Source organism: Azospirillum sp. HJ39 (genome assembly GCF_041507355.1).
GTDB lineage: Bacteria > Pseudomonadota > Alphaproteobacteria > Azospirillales > Azospirillaceae > Azospirillum > Azospirillum thiophilum.
This window is the reverse complement of sequence record NZ_CP167905.1, coordinates 581,071-596,332: the sequence shown is the minus strand read 5'-3', so window position 1 is coordinate 596,332 and position 15,262 is coordinate 581,071. Positions and strand designations below refer to the sequence as shown.

Annotated in this window: 12 protein-coding genes; 1 reads left to right on the top strand and 11 read right to left on the bottom strand. The window is 68.8% G+C overall.

The window, feature by feature from the left end; translation table 11 throughout:
• Nucleotides 1–163 precede the first annotated feature (163 nt).
• Nucleotides 164–1,669, bottom strand: a complete 1,506-nt coding sequence (locus ABMY26_RS03315; protein ID WP_372395044.1) for a PLP-dependent aminotransferase family protein — start codon at nucleotides 1,667–1,669, stop codon at nucleotides 164–166.
• A 119-nt stretch (nucleotides 1,670–1,788) separates the two neighbouring features.
• Entirely contained in the window at nucleotides 1,789–3,324 is a 1,536-nt protein-coding gene (gene ccoG / locus ABMY26_RS03310) for a cytochrome c oxidase accessory protein CcoG (RefSeq protein WP_372395043.1), read from the bottom strand.
• Nucleotides 3,325–3,398: 74 nt separating this feature from the next.
• On the opposite strand from ccoG, the gene ABMY26_RS03305 reads away from it, so the two are divergent.
• Nucleotides 3,399–3,917, top strand: a complete 519-nt coding sequence (locus tag ABMY26_RS03305; protein WP_372395119.1) for a DUF1289 domain-containing protein — start codon at nucleotides 3,399–3,401, stop codon at nucleotides 3,915–3,917.
• 27 nt (nucleotides 3,918–3,944) lie between these two features.
• Here ABMY26_RS03305 and ABMY26_RS03300 read toward each other — a convergent pair whose 3' ends face one another.
• The 9 genes from ABMY26_RS03300 to ABMY26_RS03260 all read right to left on the bottom strand — a co-directional run bounded on the left by ABMY26_RS03300 (nucleotide 3,945) and on the right by ABMY26_RS03260 (nucleotide 15,258).
• Nucleotides 3,945–4,544, bottom strand: a complete 600-nt coding sequence (locus tag ABMY26_RS03300; RefSeq protein WP_372395042.1) for a hypothetical protein — start codon at nucleotides 4,542–4,544, stop codon at nucleotides 3,945–3,947.
• A 140-nt stretch (nucleotides 4,545–4,684) separates the two neighbouring features.
• Nucleotides 4,685–5,713, bottom strand: coding sequence for a helix-turn-helix domain-containing protein (locus tag ABMY26_RS03295; RefSeq protein ID WP_372395041.1), 1,029 nt, complete (start codon nucleotides 5,711–5,713; stop codon nucleotides 4,685–4,687).
• Between the two features lie 92 nt (nucleotides 5,714–5,805).
• Nucleotides 5,806–6,522 (bottom strand): response regulator, encoded by a 717-nt coding sequence (locus ABMY26_RS03290; protein ID WP_372395040.1) that lies wholly within the window; start codon nucleotides 6,520–6,522, stop codon nucleotides 5,806–5,808.
• Nucleotides 6,519–9,284, bottom strand: coding sequence for a DUF4118 domain-containing protein (locus ABMY26_RS03285; protein ID WP_372395039.1), 2,766 nt, complete (start codon nucleotides 9,282–9,284; stop codon nucleotides 6,519–6,521). The genes ABMY26_RS03290 and ABMY26_RS03285 overlap by 4 nt, the downstream gene beginning before the upstream one ends.
• A gap of 34 nt (nucleotides 9,285–9,318) precedes the next feature.
• Nucleotides 9,319–9,927 carry a K(+)-transporting ATPase subunit C gene (locus ABMY26_RS03280; RefSeq protein ID WP_372395038.1) on the bottom strand — a complete coding sequence of 203 codons (609 nt, stop codon included), beginning with the start codon at nucleotides 9,925–9,927 and terminating at the stop codon, nucleotides 9,319–9,321.
• Between the two features lie 10 nt (nucleotides 9,928–9,937).
• Nucleotides 9,938–12,058 (bottom strand): potassium-transporting ATPase subunit KdpB, encoded by a 2,121-nt coding sequence (gene kdpB / locus ABMY26_RS03275; RefSeq protein ID WP_372395037.1) that lies wholly within the window; start codon nucleotides 12,056–12,058, stop codon nucleotides 9,938–9,940.
• Nucleotides 12,059–12,072: 14 nt separating this feature from the next.
• Nucleotides 12,073–13,782: a potassium-transporting ATPase subunit KdpA gene (kdpA, locus tag ABMY26_RS03270; protein WP_372395036.1), complete on the bottom strand. Its 1,710-nt coding sequence runs from the start codon at nucleotides 13,780–13,782 to the stop codon at nucleotides 12,073–12,075.
• A gap of 13 nt (nucleotides 13,783–13,795) precedes the next feature.
• Nucleotides 13,796–13,885, bottom strand: a complete 90-nt coding sequence (gene kdpF / locus ABMY26_RS03265) for a K(+)-transporting ATPase subunit F (protein WP_372395035.1) — start codon at nucleotides 13,883–13,885, stop codon at nucleotides 13,796–13,798.
• Nucleotides 13,886–14,178: 293 nt separating this feature from the next.
• Nucleotides 14,179–15,258 carry an alpha-hydroxy-acid oxidizing protein gene (locus ABMY26_RS03260; protein ID WP_372395034.1) on the bottom strand — a complete coding sequence of 360 codons (1,080 nt, stop codon included), beginning with the start codon at nucleotides 15,256–15,258 and terminating at the stop codon, nucleotides 14,179–14,181.
• Nucleotides 15,259–15,262: the final 4 nt, after the last annotated feature.

The window sequence follows — 15,262 nt, the reverse complement described above, 5'->3', positions numbered from 1 at the left end:
TGCTTACGGTATGATTGCGGCGGATCGATGCGGACAGGGCATCCTCGGGATGCAGGACAAGAGACATCCCGGCTGACGGTGTCTCAGCCCAGCTGAGTTGGACAGCGGAGCCGGCCTCTTGGATAGTTTCCGCCACAGGCACGGCTCTTCGGAGCGACCCGATTCAGATGACGATGCCGATCACCGCAGGGCTCTGCTCCAGGGTATCGGCCAGTGTTTCCAGCATGCGGCGGCAATCGGCGCGGGCAGGTGGGGCGCCGAGGCAGATGCGCAACGCCTCCGGGGCCGGGCCGGGCTGGAAACCAGAGACGAGGTCGGGGCCGGGGACGAGGAAGGTGTCGCTGACTGCGGCGGCGATGCCGCGGGTGCGCAGGTGGGAAGCGAATTCGCCTCTCGTCCAGCTCGGCGGCAGGGTCAGCCACAGGTGGAAGCCGTCGGGATGGGCGGTCATCGCCGTTGCCGGCAAAAGATCGCGCGCCATGCCCTGGCGCACCCTCGCCTCCGCCCGGATGGCGGACAGGAGCTGTTCGGCGGTGCCGTCGCCGATCCATTGGGTTGCGACCGCGGCAGGGATCGGCGGGGTGCCGAGCATGGTCGCCCGCAGGGCGGAAGCGAGCCGGATCGCCTGCCGCCCGTCCGGTGCGGCGACATAGGCGATGCGCAGGCCGGGCGCCACGCATTTCGCCAGACCCACGACATGGAAGGTCACGTCCGGCGCGAATGCCGCGATGGGCGGCGGTGCATCCTGCGGCAGGACGCCGTAGATGTCGTCCTCGATGATGGGAAAGCCATGGTCGCGCGCGATGGCGGCGATGGCCTCGCGCCGCTCCGCCGGCAGGGTCGCCGTCGTCGGGTTGTGCAGGGTCGGGGTACAATAGAGCGCCCTGGGCGCATGGGCGGTGACGGCGGCGCGCAGCGCATCCGGGTCCAGCCCCTGGCCGTCCATCGGTATGCCGATCACCCGCAGCCCCAATTGCCGCGCGATGGCCTTGAAGCCGGGATAGGTCAGCGCCTCCGTGCAGACGGTGTCGCCGGGGCGGGCCAGCATGCTCAGCAACGCCAGCAGGGCGCCCTGCGTGCCGGGGCAGACGACGGTTCGGGTGGCGATCCGGCTGGCGGCCTCTTCGGCGTTGCCGCCGCCGTCCGGGTCGGGCTGCCGCCTGGCAAGCCATCGCGCGCCGGCCACCCGGTCCTCGTCGCTGGCGCCGGCACCGGAATCGGGGTAGCGGAGCAGCGACTGCGGATCGATCTGCCGGACCGCCAGCTCGATGCCCTGGCGCACCCGGTCCAGCAGCTCCGGCGCGTCGGGAAGGGGTGGCTGATTCATCGTCATGTCGATGACGGCCGGGATGGCGCTGGGAGCGGGAGCGGCCGGCAGGCGTCGGGCCGGGCCGGAAACCGGGGCGTCCTGCTGGCGGACGAAGGTCCCCTGGCCGACACGGGCGTCGAGCAGGCCGCGCCGGCGTGCCTCGCCATAGGCACGGCTGACCGTGGTCAGGTCCAGACCCAGCCGGTCGGCCAGCGTGCGTTGCGGCGGCATCCGCTGTCCCACCGCCAGCCGGCCGTCGCGGACATCGTCGGCGATGGCATCGGCGATGGCGAGATAGAGCGGCCTGTCCCGGTCGGTCAGGTCGGGCTGCCAGAGGCCGCCGCCGGTTTGCTCTGCCATATCGGATTGCATGGATATCCTGACCGTTGCCGGCACCGGGCCGGATTGTCCGCAACATATGCGCGTTTCGCGGCCCGGGCCGCAAGCCGTTCCACCGGATCGGTGCCGGCGTCGCCGGATCAGGGGGCGAGGAACACGCTGTCGTGACGGACCGGTTCGCCGGCCGGACCGGACAGCGCATCTGGCGTCAGCGTGAGGGTGAGCGGCGTCGAGGGGGCCGACAGCGCGGCCTGGGGCACGCGGACCTGGATGCGGTAGGTATCCACCGCGTTGGCGCGGGCCGACAACGCCAATTCGTTCAGTTCCCCGCCCTCGCCCGACAGGCTGAGGCTCGCCTGAGGCAGGCCGGACAGGGTCAATCGATAGTGCCGGCCTGTCAGGGACATGTTGGCGATCTTGATGGTGTAGGCGTTCTGGATGCGTCCGTCGCTGAGCATCACGAACAGCGGCGCACGGTCGCGCAGCACGGCGATATCGTTGCTCGGCTTGAACGCCAGGGCGATGGCCATCGCCCCGCCGACCACCACCAGCATCAGGCCGTAGACGATGGTGCGCGGCCGCAACAGGCGGTAGCGGGGCAGGGCGACCGCCGCCTTGGCGGCTTGTGTGGTATTGGCCGCCTTCGCGGCCTGGGCGGTCAATGTGTCGAAGCGGATCAGGTCGCCCGGCTGGCCGATGCGCGCCATCACGTCGTTGCAGGCATCCACGCACAGGCCGCAGCCGATGCATTCCATCTGGATGCCGTCGCGGATGTCGATGCCGGTCGGGCACACATGGACGCATTGGCCGCAATCGATGCAATCGCCCAAGCCCTGGTGCCGGCGCGTGTCCCAGCCCTCGTTCTTGCGCAGCGGTGCGCGCCCCTCGCCGCGCCAATCCTGGTAGGTGACGACCAGGCTCTCCTCGTCCAGCATGGCGGCCTGGATGCGCGGCCAGGGGCAGACGTAGAAGCACATCTGCTCGCGCATGAAGCCTGCCATCAGATAGGTGCAGGCCGTCATGAACAGGATGGAACCCACCGCCAGTGCCGAAGCGTCGAACCGCAGCAGGTCCGCTGCCAGGGTCGGCGCATCGGTCAGGTAGGCGATGCCGAGGAAGCCGGTGACGAAGGCGATGGCCAGCCATGCCGTGTGCTTGACCGCCTTCTTCGCCAGCCAGTTCGCGGTCCAGGGATGCTGATCCAGCCGGATGCGGGCACCGCGGTCGCCCTCCACCTGCCGTTCGACCCAGACGAACAGGTCGGTCCAGACCGTCTGCGGACAGGTGAAGCCGCACCAGACCCGCCCGCCGACCGCCGTAGCCAGGAACAGCCCGATGGAGGCGATGATCATGATGCCGGTGATGTAATAGACCTGCTGCGGCCACAATTGGACGGCGAACATGTAGAAGCGCTGGCCGTCGAGATCGAACAGGACCGCCTGATCGGGCGCGTCCGGCCCCCGATCCCACCGCAGCCAAGGCAGCAGTGCGAACAGCGCCAGCAGCACCGCGCCGAGCACCGTCTTCAGACGCCGGTATCGCCCGCGCACAGCCTTGGGGTGGATCTTGCGATGGGAGGCATAGGCATAGGCGGGGGCGGGGGCGGAAGCGGAAGCAGGCGCCGGAGCGGCGGCGTGTTCCGGGCGGCGGGTGATGAGGGGCGCGTCGCTTGGCATGGGGCACCTGGCTCGAAGGAACCGTCCGGCCGCCTGCCCCTTGCCGGGGCGAATGGCGGGGCGACCATCTGGCAATGAGTTTTGTATGGAATATTGACCGCATGCCTGCAAGTTTATTGTATGGCTATAAGCCGTGCAATTTCGCCGATGCGCCAGTATGCCGCACCGTTCAATTCCTCCTGCATCGAATCCATACAATGTTGGAGGGCTTTGGTGCGAGCGGCCGCCATTGTCGCAGGGGCGTTCCGAAACGACATTGTCGTCGACTGGAAGCGATCATTCGACAGGGCCCCATGGCTAGGACCACAAGCAGCAAGGACACCGGGAACCCGTGCATCGGAAGCTGCCGCTTCGACATGAGCGGCGCATGTCGCGGCTGCCATCGGACGAAGGCGGAAGTGAAAGGCTGGAAACGGCTGCCGGATGAGGCCAAGGCGGCGATCAACGGGCGCATCCGGGCCGAACGCATCGCGGCAAAGCCATCGCGAAAACGCCTGCGCAAGCTTGGAAAGGAGATCCGCAAGCTGGAAACGAAGCTCGAGTCTCTGCGGGCAGAGCGCGAAGCCCTGGAAAGCGCCCGGCCTGCGGAGTGACTGTCCGGCGTCGGGGCGGATGCGTCGTCAGCGGAACTTGAAGGGCAGGCGGATACCGATGGCGGCAGTGTTGAACCCGGCGGTCTGGAAGGCGTTGTTCATGTATTCCATGCCTTTCAGCCGGCTGACGATGTAGGAGTCCTGCCTGTCGAGCTTATCGATCGTCCAGCCTCCGAACGAGGGAGTAACGGTGTTTAGGGCGGAAACCGCCTGTTCGATCAAGCCGTCGAACATGTTCGGAGCCGGGCTGTTTCCAAGGTTGCCGTGCAGGGCAGCGCTTCTCTTCCCCCACCAGGACTTCCGCGCGATGTAATATTTGGAATTGGCGGAAATCGTACCGGCCGCCTGCTTGACCGAATTGCTGACCCCATCGGATTCGAGGTTCATCGAGCCCCAATGGCCGTCCCCCTTGCCCCAGCCGGATTTTGTCGAGGCATCGCCCTGATCGACCAGCCATTCGAAGATGGCCTTGACCTTGGCCTTGGACGGCGACTGCTTGAATTGTTCGAGGCAGGTCAGGAACACCGCTTCGGCGGCACCGCCGGCCGAGATGGACCACATCATCACCAGCGGGCGCTCGTTCATGCTGAGTTTGCTGTCCAGCAATCGTGAGAAATCGTACGACATGGATGCTGCCTCCGGCCGAAAGGGATCGGGCGCCGATCGGCGCTTCGAATGCCGTACGCTAGCGTGGCAACGGAACCCGGACCATGACCGTGGGTCCATTTTCCTTGACCGCGCGTCCACGGCTCCGGCGGAGCGACGCTTCAGGCGCGAAGCTGGCGCAGCCAGTCGGGAAACTGTCCGGCTGTGGCCCTGGTGTCGTGGCCCTCGGCACCACGCGCCCGATGGCAACCGTCTGCGGGGGCGGATGCCCAGCCGTGCCGGATGTCCGATGGCGTACAGCCGAACGCGCGCCGGAAGATCCGGCTGAAATGCGCCTCGCTGGTGAAGCCGAACGCGAAGGCGATTTCGCCGATGCGGCGGCTGTCGGCGGGATCGGAAAGGATTTCGCGGATTCGCAGCAGACGCCGGCCCTGGATGTAGCGCGCAATGCCCCGATGCGGCTCGAAAAGCTTGTAGAGGGCCGAGCGTGACAGGCCCAACTCCAGACACAGGCGGTCGGCGGACAGTCCGGGGTCGTTCAGGTTGGCGTCGACAAGGCGCCGGGCCTGCATCATCAGGGTTGCCGCGATCTGCGGCCTTGCCTGCAGGAGCGCGTCATGGGTGGGGGCCAGGCAGGCGGTGAGGATCCCGCGGATGGCCCGCACCAGATGCGGCGCGTCTGCCATCGTCGATGCCGGAGCGTTCCGGGCCAGCGACCGCAGATGGTCGGCCAGCAATTGCCCCATGATGCCGCCCAGGCGCGTTCCATGCAGCGCGTCGGCCCGCGGCAGCATCTCGGTCATGATGTCCCGGGGCACGATCACGCAGGCTCCCTGCAACCGCATCGTCGGCAGCTCCAGCGGCTGGCCCATGTCCTTGACCAGGATCTCGTCCGACGCGTTGCCGGCGGCGCCGGCGCTGTCCAGGCGTATGATGAAATGGTCGATATGGTCCGAACGGATCCGGGCCGGCGTCCGGTGGTAGGCCAGGGCGTCGACATCCATGGTCCCGACGATCAGTGGGCCGAAATGGGTGCTGGTTGCCGTTCCGGTGAAGTGCCGGCGCGCGTCGCCGTCGGGCGGAGCGATCTCGTAGACCGAGGTCATGGCGTCCCGCCACGCGCCGAAGCGCTCCTTTTCCGGCAGGACGTCCGTCGAGAAGCGCCGGAAGGGAACGGGCTGCGTGTTCAAGGGTAAAACCGGTTTAGATCAGTGTCCGATCCATCTTCCCGATGTCGTGCCCGGAGGTCAAGGGGCCGGCGGTACGGAACCGGTCGATCCGGTCAATCCGGGCCCCGCAGGCGGTAGCCGACCCCGGTTTCGGTCAGGATGTGATGGGGGCGGTCGGGTTCCGCCTCGATCTTCTGGCGCAACTGGCGGATGTAGATGCGCAGATACTGGATGTCGGTCTCGCCGCCCCAGACCTCCTTCAGGATCATGCGGTGGGTCAGGACCTTGCCGGCATGGGCGACCAGCAGGCGCAGCAGGTCGTATTCGCGCGGCGACAGCTTCACCTCTCCGCCGCGTGCGGTGACGATGCGGCGGACGAGGTCGACCGTCAGGTCGCCGCTGCGGAACAGCGGCCGCTCGCCCTGGCGCTGCAGGCGGTGGCGCAGGGCGGCGCGGATGCGGGCCAGCAGCTCGTCGACGCCGAAGGGCTTGGTGACGTAGTCGTCGGCGCCGAGGTCGAGCGCCTCCACCTTGCCGGCCTCGTCGACCCGGCTGGACAGCACGATGATGGGCAGCGCCGCGATCGCGGGGGAGGCCTGGTCGCCGGCCCGCAGGCGGCGGATCACCTCCAGCCCGTCGATCCCCGGCAGGCCGAGGTCGAGCACCAGCAGATCCGGTACCCGGCGATGGATTTCCCGGAGCGCCGCGTCGCCGTCCTCGGCCTCCACGATGTCATAGCCCTGGGCCGACAGGCTGGTCCGCAGGAAGCGGCGGATCGGCGGCTCGTCGTCGACGACCAGGACGCGCAGCGGGGCGGAGGGCGAGGTCATGGCGCGGTTTCCTCGGGCATGGGCAGCTCCGCCGCGGCGGGAATGGTCAGGGTGAAGACGGCGCCGGACCGGTCGCGACGGTTGCCGGCGACGATGCTTCCCCCCATCGCCTCGACGAAGCCGCGGCAGATCGCCAGCCCCAGCCCGGTGCCGGCGCGCTGCCGGTCCTGGGCGTGGACACGGTAGAACTTGTCGAAGATGCGGTCCACATCGGCAGGCGGGATGCCGTCGCCCTCGTCCATCACCTGGGCCTCCACGCCGGCCGGCACGCGACGAGCCCGCACCGTCACCCGCGATCCGGCCGGCGCATATTTGGCGGCATTGTCCAGCAGGTTGAACAGGGCCTGTTCGAACAGCACCGGGTCGAGATCGGCCATCGGCAGGTCGGCGGCGAGGTCGACCTCTACCCGGTGGCCGGCAAGGATGCGGCCGGCGCGCTCCAGGGCGCTGCCGACCACCTCCGACAAATCGACCGGGCCGGTGCGTGGGCGGATGGCTCCGGATTCCAGGCGGGTCATGTCCAGCAGGTTGGCGATGAAGCGGTTCAGCCGCTCCGCCTCTTCCTGGATCGTTGTCGCCAGTTCGAGCCGGGCGGGCTCGTCCAGCGCGGTGCCGTAGCGGGTGAGGCTTGTGGCCGAGCCCAGGATGGAGGCCAGCGGGGTGCGCAGGTCGTGCGAGATCGAGGTGAGCAGGGCGGAGCGCAGGCGCTCGGTCTCCGCCGCCAGCTTGGCGCGGTCGACATCCTCCGCCAGCATCACCCGCTCGATCGCCAGCGCTGCCTGATCGCTGAGCGCGTCGAGCAGGCGGCGCTGGTCCGGGGCCAGCAGGCCGCCGCGTTGCCGGCCGGGAGTACCGGCGCCGGTGTCTATGCCGACCAGCGCCACCGGTCCGCGGCCGGTCCGCATCGGCAGGAACAGCCAGCGGGCGCCCGGCAGGGTGTCGGCACCGCGGCCGGCGGGCTTGTTGTTGCGCCAGCTCCACATCGCGGCGGCGAGATCGGCCTCGTCCAGCACATCCTCCGGCGGATAGCCGGCGCGCACCGCGAGGCGGTCGCCCTCCCTGTTGCCGTCCTTGCCGGTCTCCCCGTCGCCCTCCGGCATCAGCAGGACGACATGCACCTTCAGCATCGCGGCGATCTGGTAGGCGGTGGCCCACAGCAGGTCGTCCATGGTGACGACGCCGGCCAGCTTGCGGCTGAACCGGTAGAGATCCTCCGTCGTCCTGGCGCGCAGCCGTGCCGTCACCGCCTGGGCGCGGACGCGGGCGGTCAGGTTGCTGGCGATCACCGCGACCACCGCGAAGACGAGCAATGCGACGATGTTCTCCGGATCGGAGATGGTGAAGGTGTAGAGCGGTGGCAGGAAGAAGTAATTGAAGGCCAGCACGCTGGCGATGCTGGCATAGAGCGACGGCCCCAGTCCGCCGGTTACGGCGCTGCCCAGCACGGCGGTCAGGAAGACCAGCGCGATGTTGCTGAGCCCCAATGTCAGGTGCAGCAGGTGGCCCAGCCCCAGCGCCGCCGCGACATAGGCGCTGGCGGCGAGGTAGGGCAGTCCCTGGAAGGACCACCGGTCGGCGGCAGCGGTCCGCACCGTCCTGGGCGGCACCGGGTCGGCGGCGGTCGCGGCGATGACATGGACGCTGATGTCGCCGGCCCGGCGGATCAGGCCGTGCGCGACCGAGCCGTGCAGCAGCTCCGCCCAGCGGGGGCGCCCGGACTTGGCGATGACGATATGGGTGATGTTGTTGGCGCGCGCATAGTCGACCACAGCGTCGGCGACGTCGCGGCCGGGAACCGTCACCGCTTCCCCGCCCAGCCGTTCGACCAGCCGCAGGGTGTCGGCGATGCGGTCGCGCTCCGCCTCGCTCAGCCGCAGGTCGCGGCTGGTCTCGACATGGATGGCGCCCCAGCGGGCGCGCAGCCGTTCCGCCTGCCGCCTCGCATAGCGGACCAGTGTCCCGCCGCTGGCGTCCTGGTCGATGCACACCAGCAGCCTCTCGCCAGCGGCCCAGGGACCGGCGATGGCGTGCGCCTGCATGTGGGTCAGTAGCTGGTCGTCGACCCGTTCGGCGGTGCGGCGCAGCGCCAGTTCGCGCAGCGCCGTCAGGTTGCCGGGGGAGAAGTAATGGCGGATCGCCTGTTCCGCCGTGCGGGGGACATAGACCTTGCCCTCCTGCAGGCGCTGGATCAGGTCCTCGGGCGTGATGTCGATGACTTCGATGTCGTCGGCACGGTCGATGATGGAATCTGGAACGGTCTCGCGCACGCGGACGCGGGTGATCTTGGCGACGACGTCGTTCAGGCTTTCGACATGCTGGATGTTCAGCGTGCTGTAGACGTCGATGCCGGCATCCAGCAGTTCCATGACGTCGAGATAGCGCTTGGCATGGCGTCCGCCGGGGGCGTTGGTGTGCGCCAGCTCGTCCACCAGCACGATCTTCGGCCGGCGGGCGAGGATGGCGTCCAGGTCCATTTCGGCCAGCGCATGGCCCTTGTGGCGGACTGTGCGGCGGGGCACGACCTCCAGCCCGGCGGTCAGCTCCTCGGTGTCGGCGCGGCCGTGGGTCTCCACCACACCGACGACGAGGTCGGCGCCCTCGCGCCGCTTGGCATGGGCGGTCAGCAGCATGGCGAAGGTCTTCCCCACGCCGGGGGCGGCGCCGAGGAAGATCTTCAGCCGTCCGCGCTCCTCCCGTTCCGCCTGGCGCAGCAGGGCGTCCGGCGACGGGCGTTTGTTGCGGTCGCCCTTGTCCTCGATCATGCCGCCGTCCCGCTGCGCTCTGGTTGCTGGATCTTTAGCGGGGAGCCGCCGCCCTGTCCAAGGCAAGATTGAGCGCCAGCACATTGACCGTCGGCTCGCCGAGGAACCCAAGCGGGCGCGGCGCGGTGTTGGCGGCGACCAGTTGGCGTACCGCATCCTCGCCCATGCCGCGTGCCCGGGCGATGCGCGGCACCTGGAAGTCGGCGGCGGTCGGCGACAGGTGGGGGTCGAGCCCGCTGCCCGACGCGGTCACCAGTTCCACCGGAACCGCAACGCCAGGGTTCTCCGTCTTCAGTCTCCCGGCGTCGGCCTGGACCCGCTCGGCCAGCGCCTTGCTCGTCGGACCGAGGTTGGAGCCCATGGAATTGGCGGCATTGTAGGGTTGCGAGGTCGATTTCGCCGGGTCGGCCGGGTCGGCGCCGGTGGTGGCCGACGGGCGCGGGTGGAAATAGCGGTCGCTGGCGAATTCCTGCCCGATTAGGCCGGAGCCGACGACGGTTCCGTTCCGTTCGATCAGGCTGCCGTTGGCCTGATGCGGGAAGAGGGTTTGCGCGATGCCGGTGACGGCCAGCGGGTAGGCGAGGCCGGTGACGACCGTCAAAGCGACGGTCATCACCAGGGCGGGACGCAGTTCCTTCAACATGTCGGGCTCCTCAAACCAGGCCGATGGCGGTGACGATCAGGTCGATGGCCTTGATACCGGCGAAGGGCACCACCAGCCCGCCAAGGCCGTAGATCAGCAGGTTGCGGCGCAGCAGTGAAGCCGCCCCGACCGCGCGGTAGCGCACGCCGCGCAGGGCCAGCGGGATCAGCGCCACGATGATCAGCGCGTTGAAGATGATCGCCGACAGGATGGCGCTTTCCGGGCTGGCGAGATTCATCACGTTCAGCGCCTGGAGCTGCGGGTAGAAGGCGAGGAACATCGCCGGGATGATGGCGAAATACTTCGCCACGTCGTTGGCGATGGAGAAGGTGGTCAAGGCGCCGCGGGTCATCAGCAGCTGCTTGCCGATTTCGACGATCTCGATCAGCTTGGTCGGGTCGCTGTCGAGGTCGACCATGTTGCCGGCCTCGCGCGCCGCCACCGTGCCGGTGTTCATCGCCACGCCGACATCGGCCTGGGCGAGTGCCGGCGCGTCGTTGGTGCCGTCGCCGCACATGGCGACCAGCTTGCCCTTCGCCTGCTCGTCGCGGATCAGCTGCAGCTTGGCCTCCGGCGTGGCCTGGGCGAGGAAATCGTCTACCCCGGCCTCGGCGGCGATGGCGGCGGCGGTCATCGGGTTGTCGCCGGTGATCATCACCGTGCGGATGCCCATCCGGCGCAGTTCGGCAAAGCGCTCGCGGATGCCACCCTTGACGATATCCTTCAGATGGATGACGCCGAGCAGCCGCCCGTCGCGCGCCACTGCCAGCGGCGTGCCGCCGGACTTGGCGACCCGTTCGGAAATCGCGAGGATCTCGCGCTCCACCGGGTCGGCTGCCGGGTGCAGGGCAGCGACACTGCGCCCGCCGGCCACCGCGATGCGTTGCGAGCCGCGGACATGGGCCAGAACCGCGTCCACCGCACCCTTGCGGATCACCGCCCCGTCGGTGTCGATGCCGCTGATGCGGGTCTGGGCGGTGAAGGGGACGAAATGGGCGTGCATCTCCTCCATGGCGCGGGCGCGGATGCCATAATCCTGTTTGGCCAGCACGACGATGGAGCGGCCTTCCGGCGTCTCGTCGGCCAGCGAGGCGAGTTGGGCGGCGTCGGCCAGTTCCTCTTCGCCGACGCCGGTGACCGGCAGGAACTCCGATGCCTGGCGGTTGCCCAGCGTGATGGTGCCGGTCTTGTCGAGCAGCAGCGTATCGACGTCGCCCGCCGCCTCGACCGCCCGGCCCGACATGGCGAGCACGTTGAAGCGCACCAGCCGGTCCATGCCGGCGATGCCGATGGCCGACAGAAGCGCGCCGATGGTGGTGGGGATCAGGGTGACGAACAGCGCCACCAGCACCAGGACCCCGACCGAGCCGCCGGCATAGACGGCGAAGCTGGGGATCGTCGCCACCGCGATGACAAAGACGATGGTCAGCCCGGCCAGCAGGATGTTCAGCGCGATCTCGTTGGGCGTCTTCTGGCGCTGGGCGCCTTCCACCAGCGAGATCATGCGGTCGAGGAAGGTCGAGCCGGGCGCGGCGGTGATGCGCACCTTGATGTGGTCGGAGATGACCTGCGTGCCGCCGGTGACGGCCGAGCGGTCGCCGCCGCTCTCGCGGATGACCGGAGCGGATTCGCCGGTGATGGCGGCCTCGTTGACCGAGGCGACGCCCTCCACCACCTCGCCGTCCGACGGGATGATGTCGCCGGCCTCCACAAGCACGAGATCGCCGGGCTTGAGGGCCGTGGCGGGAACGGTGCGGATCGTGCCGTTCTCCAGCTTCTTGGCGCTGGTCTCGGTGCGGGTCTTGCGCAGGCTGGCGGCCTGGGCCTTGCCGCGCCCCTCCGCCACCGCCTCGGCGAAATTGGCGAAGACCAGGGTGAACCACAGCCAGACGACGATCTGGACGGCGAAGCCCGTGACACCGGCCCCGGCGAGCGCGTCGCGCAGGACCAGCAGGGTGGCCAGCGCCGCCACCGCCTCGACGCAGAACATCACCGGGTTGCGGATCATCTGGCGTGGGTCGAGCTTGCGGAGCGAACCGCCGATGGCCGGCAGCAGGATGGCAGGGTCGAGCAGCGTGCTGGCCGCCGATTTCGCCGGTTTGCGGCCCGACCGTTTGCTTTTGGCATGCATGGGAGCGTTCCCGATCAGAAGAGGGTGCCGGCGGTCATCGCCAGATGCTCGGCCACCGGGCCGAGGGCGAGCGCCGGGAAGAAGGTCAGGCCGCCGACGATCAGGATGACGCCGACCAGCAGTCCGACGAACAGCCCGTCATGGGTGGGGAAGGTGCCGGCCGAGGCGGGTGCCCGCCGCTTGGCCGCCAGCGAGCCGGCGATCGCCATCATCGGCACGATGACGAGGAAACGGCCGACCAGCATCGCGACGGCAAGCGTGACGTTGTACCAGGGCGTGTTGCCGGTCAGCCCGCCGAAGGCGCTGCCGTTGTTCGCGGCACCGGAGACATAGGCGTAGAGCGCTTCCGAGAAGCCGTGCGGGCCGGCGTTCGCCATCGACGCGGTGCCGGTGTCGAGAACCACGGCGAAGGCGGTGAAGCCCAGCATCATCAGCGGCAGGCAGAGGATGGCGAGCATGGTCATCTTGACCTCCTTCGCCTCCAGCTTCTTGCCGAGATATTCCGGCGTGCGGCCGACCATCAGCCCGGCGACGAACAGCGCCACGATGGCGAACAGCAGCATGCCGTACAGGCCGGCGCCGACGCCGCCGACGATGATCTCGCCCAGCATCATGTTGATCATCGGCACCATGCCGCCCAGCGGCATGAAGCTGTCATGCATGGCGTTGACCGCGCCGCAGGAGGCGGCGGTGGTGACCGCGGCGAACAGCGCGGAGGCGGCGATGCCGAAGCGGGTTTCCTTGCCCTCCATATTGCCGGCCGAGCCGTCGATGCCCCACGCGGCGAAGGCCGGGTTGCCCTGCGCTTCCGCCCAATAGGCCAGCGCGACGCCGGCGACGAACAGCAGCCCCATGGCGGCCAGGATTGCCCAGCCCTGGCGCTCGTCCCCCACCATGCGGCCGAACAGGTTGGTCAGCCCGGCCCCCAGCGCAAAGATCGACAGCATCTGCACGAGGTTGGTCAGGGCGTTGGGATTCTCGAAGGGGTGGGCGGAGTTGACGTTGAAGAAGCCGCCGCCGTTGGTGCCCAGCATCTTGATCGCCTCCTGCGAGGCGACGGGGCCGAGCGAGATGGTCTGCTTCGCCCCTTCCAGCGTGGTGGCGTCGACGGCCCCCGCCAGCGTCTGCGGCACACCCTGCCACACCAGGAAAAGGGCGTAGAGGATGCAGAGCGGCAGCAGGACGTAGAGCGTGCAGCGGGTCAGGTCGACCCAGAAATTGCCGACCGTGCGGGAGGAGGCGCGGGAAAAGCCGCGCACCAGCGCCACCGCCAGCGCGATGCCGGCCGCCGCCGAGACGTAGTTGTGGAACGTCAGCCCCATCATCTGGACCAGATGGCCCATGGTGCTTTCGCCGCCGTAATTCTGCCAGTTGGTGTTTGTGGTGAAGCTGGCCGCGGTGTTGAAGGCGAGGTCGGCGGGCACCGCCGCCATGCCGAGCGGGTTCAGCGGCAGCACGTCCTGCAACCGCTGCAGGGCGTAGAGCAGCAGCATGCCGGCGGCGCTGAACAACAGCATCGACACGGCGTAGGTCACCCAATGCTGCTCGGCCTTCTCATCGACCCCGGCCAGACGGTAGAGCCCGCGTTCGACGGGGCCGAGAACGGGCGACAGCAGTGTGCGTTCACCGGTGAAGACGCGCGTCATGAAGCCGCCCAGGGGCCGCGTCACCGCGGCGACCAGGGCAAGGAAGACGAGGATTTGAATCCAGCCGTTGACGGTCATGGGATGGAACTCCTCAGAACCGCTCGGGGCGGATCAGGGCGTAGACCAGATAGGCGAACAGCCCGATGGCCATGATGACGGCCAGTGCGTAGTCGAGGGTCATGCGGCTGCCCTCCTACAGCCGGTCGCAGGCGTGGACATAGGCGACCGACGCGGCGAAGAAGCCGACGGTGAGTGCCAGGAACAGGATGTCGAGCATGGTGTCGTCTCCGGGATTGCGCACCCTTCGTCCCGATCGTCGCGCCGGTTCGCCGCCGGCGGGATAACCTGGATCAAGAGGGAGCGCGACCATGGGAGCGTGCGCCGGAACCGCGTATAAATTCGATGGGGGCCGGCGGGGCCGAAAAATATAAAAGACGTATACGGAGGGGGGCTGCCCGATGGCCGGACCGGTACTCAGCCGCCGAAGATCACCTCGCGGTCGATGTCGGACAGACGTGGCCGCCCGGTCAAGGCCATCGCCACCTCCAGCTCGGTCTGGAGCAGGGTCAGCATATGGGCCACGCCGGCAAGCCCGCCGACCGCCAGCGCATGCAGCACCGGCCGCCCGACCAGCACGGCGTCGGCGCCCAGCGCGATCGCCTTCAGGATGTCGGTGCCGCGGCGGATGCCGCCGTCCATCAGCAGCGGCAGGCGGCGGGCGACCCTGGCGGCCACTGCCGGCAGTGCGTCGATCGAGGCGGGCAGGGTGTCGAGCGTCCGGCCGCCATGGTTGGAAACGATGAGGCCGCGTGCTCCTGCCGCGATGGCCGGCTCTACGTCGTCCGGATTGAGGATGCCCTTGAGCAGGATGGGCAGCGCCGTCCGTCCGCACAGCCACTCCACCGTGTCCCAGGTCGGGGCGGCGTGGAGCATGCCCTGGAACACCGGGCTGCCGGGCCTTGCCGGCTTGAAGCCGTCGGGTGCAAGGCCGGCGAGGTTGACCGGGGCGATGTCGGGAGGCAGGCGGAAGCCGGCGCGCTGTTCGATGTTGCGCATGCCGTTCACCGGCGCGTCTACCGTCAGGACCAGCGCCTTGCAGCCGGCATCCTCCGCCCGCCGCACCAAGGTCAGGGTATCGCCCCGCAACGGCTGGGTGTAGAGCTGGAACCACAGGGGCGCCGTCGCCCGCGCGGCGATCTCGTCCAACCGGGCGCTGGCCTGGGTGCTGACGGTCATCCAACTGCGGGTCAGGCCGGCGGCCTCCACCGTCGCCAGTTCGCCGTCGCGATGGACCAGCTTGTGATAGGCCATCGGTGCCAGGATGATCGGGTAATCCAGCACCTCCCCGAACAGCTCCGACCGGGCGGTCGCGCCGGACAGGTCGCGCAGCACGCGCGGCATCAGCCGCAGCCGGTCGAGGGCCTCGCGGTTGGCATTGAGGGTGATGCCGTCTGCCCCGGCCCCGGCGATGTAGGCGCGGATGGCCGGATCGACCCGGTCGTCGAAATGGCGCTCGTAATCGGCGAGCGAAACGGTGTCGGGCGGAACCATCATGGAC

What these genes read in the sequence shown, in the direction of transcription:
- ABMY26_RS03315 (WP_372395044.1), bottom strand. Translation starts at nt 1,669, where the DNA reads ATGGCAGAGCAAACCGGCGGCGGCCTCTGGCAGCCCGACCTGACCGAC.
- ccoG (WP_372395043.1), bottom strand. Translation starts at nt 3,324, where the DNA reads ATGCCAAGCGACGCGCCCCTCATCACCCGCCGCCCGGAACACGCCGCC.
- ABMY26_RS03305 (WP_372395119.1), top strand. Translation starts at nt 3,399, where the DNA reads ATGAGTTTTGTATGGAATATTGACCGCATGCCTGCAAGTTTATTGTAT.
- ABMY26_RS03300 (WP_372395042.1), bottom strand. Translation starts at nt 4,544, where the DNA reads ATGTCGTACGATTTCTCACGATTGCTGGACAGCAAACTCAGCATGAAC.
- ABMY26_RS03290 (WP_372395040.1), bottom strand. Translation starts at nt 6,522, where the DNA reads ATGACCTCGCCCTCCGCCCCGCTGCGCGTCCTGGTCGTCGACGACGAG.
- ABMY26_RS03285 (WP_372395039.1), bottom strand. Translation starts at nt 9,284, where the DNA reads ATGATCGAGGACAAGGGCGACCGCAACAAACGCCCGTCGCCGGACGCC.
- ABMY26_RS03280 (WP_372395038.1), bottom strand. Translation starts at nt 9,927, where the DNA reads ATGTTGAAGGAACTGCGTCCCGCCCTGGTGATGACCGTCGCTTTGACG.
- kdpB (WP_372395037.1), bottom strand. Translation starts at nt 12,058, where the DNA reads ATGCATGCCAAAAGCAAACGGTCGGGCCGCAAACCGGCGAAATCGGCG.
- kdpA (WP_372395036.1), bottom strand. Translation starts at nt 13,782, where the DNA reads ATGACCGTCAACGGCTGGATTCAAATCCTCGTCTTCCTTGCCCTGGTC.
- kdpF (WP_372395035.1), bottom strand. Translation starts at nt 13,885, where the DNA reads ATGACCCTCGACTACGCACTGGCCGTCATCATGGCCATCGGGCTGTTC.
- ABMY26_RS03260 (WP_372395034.1), bottom strand. Translation starts at nt 15,258, where the DNA reads ATGATGGTTCCGCCCGACACCGTTTCGCTCGCCGATTACGAGCGCCAT.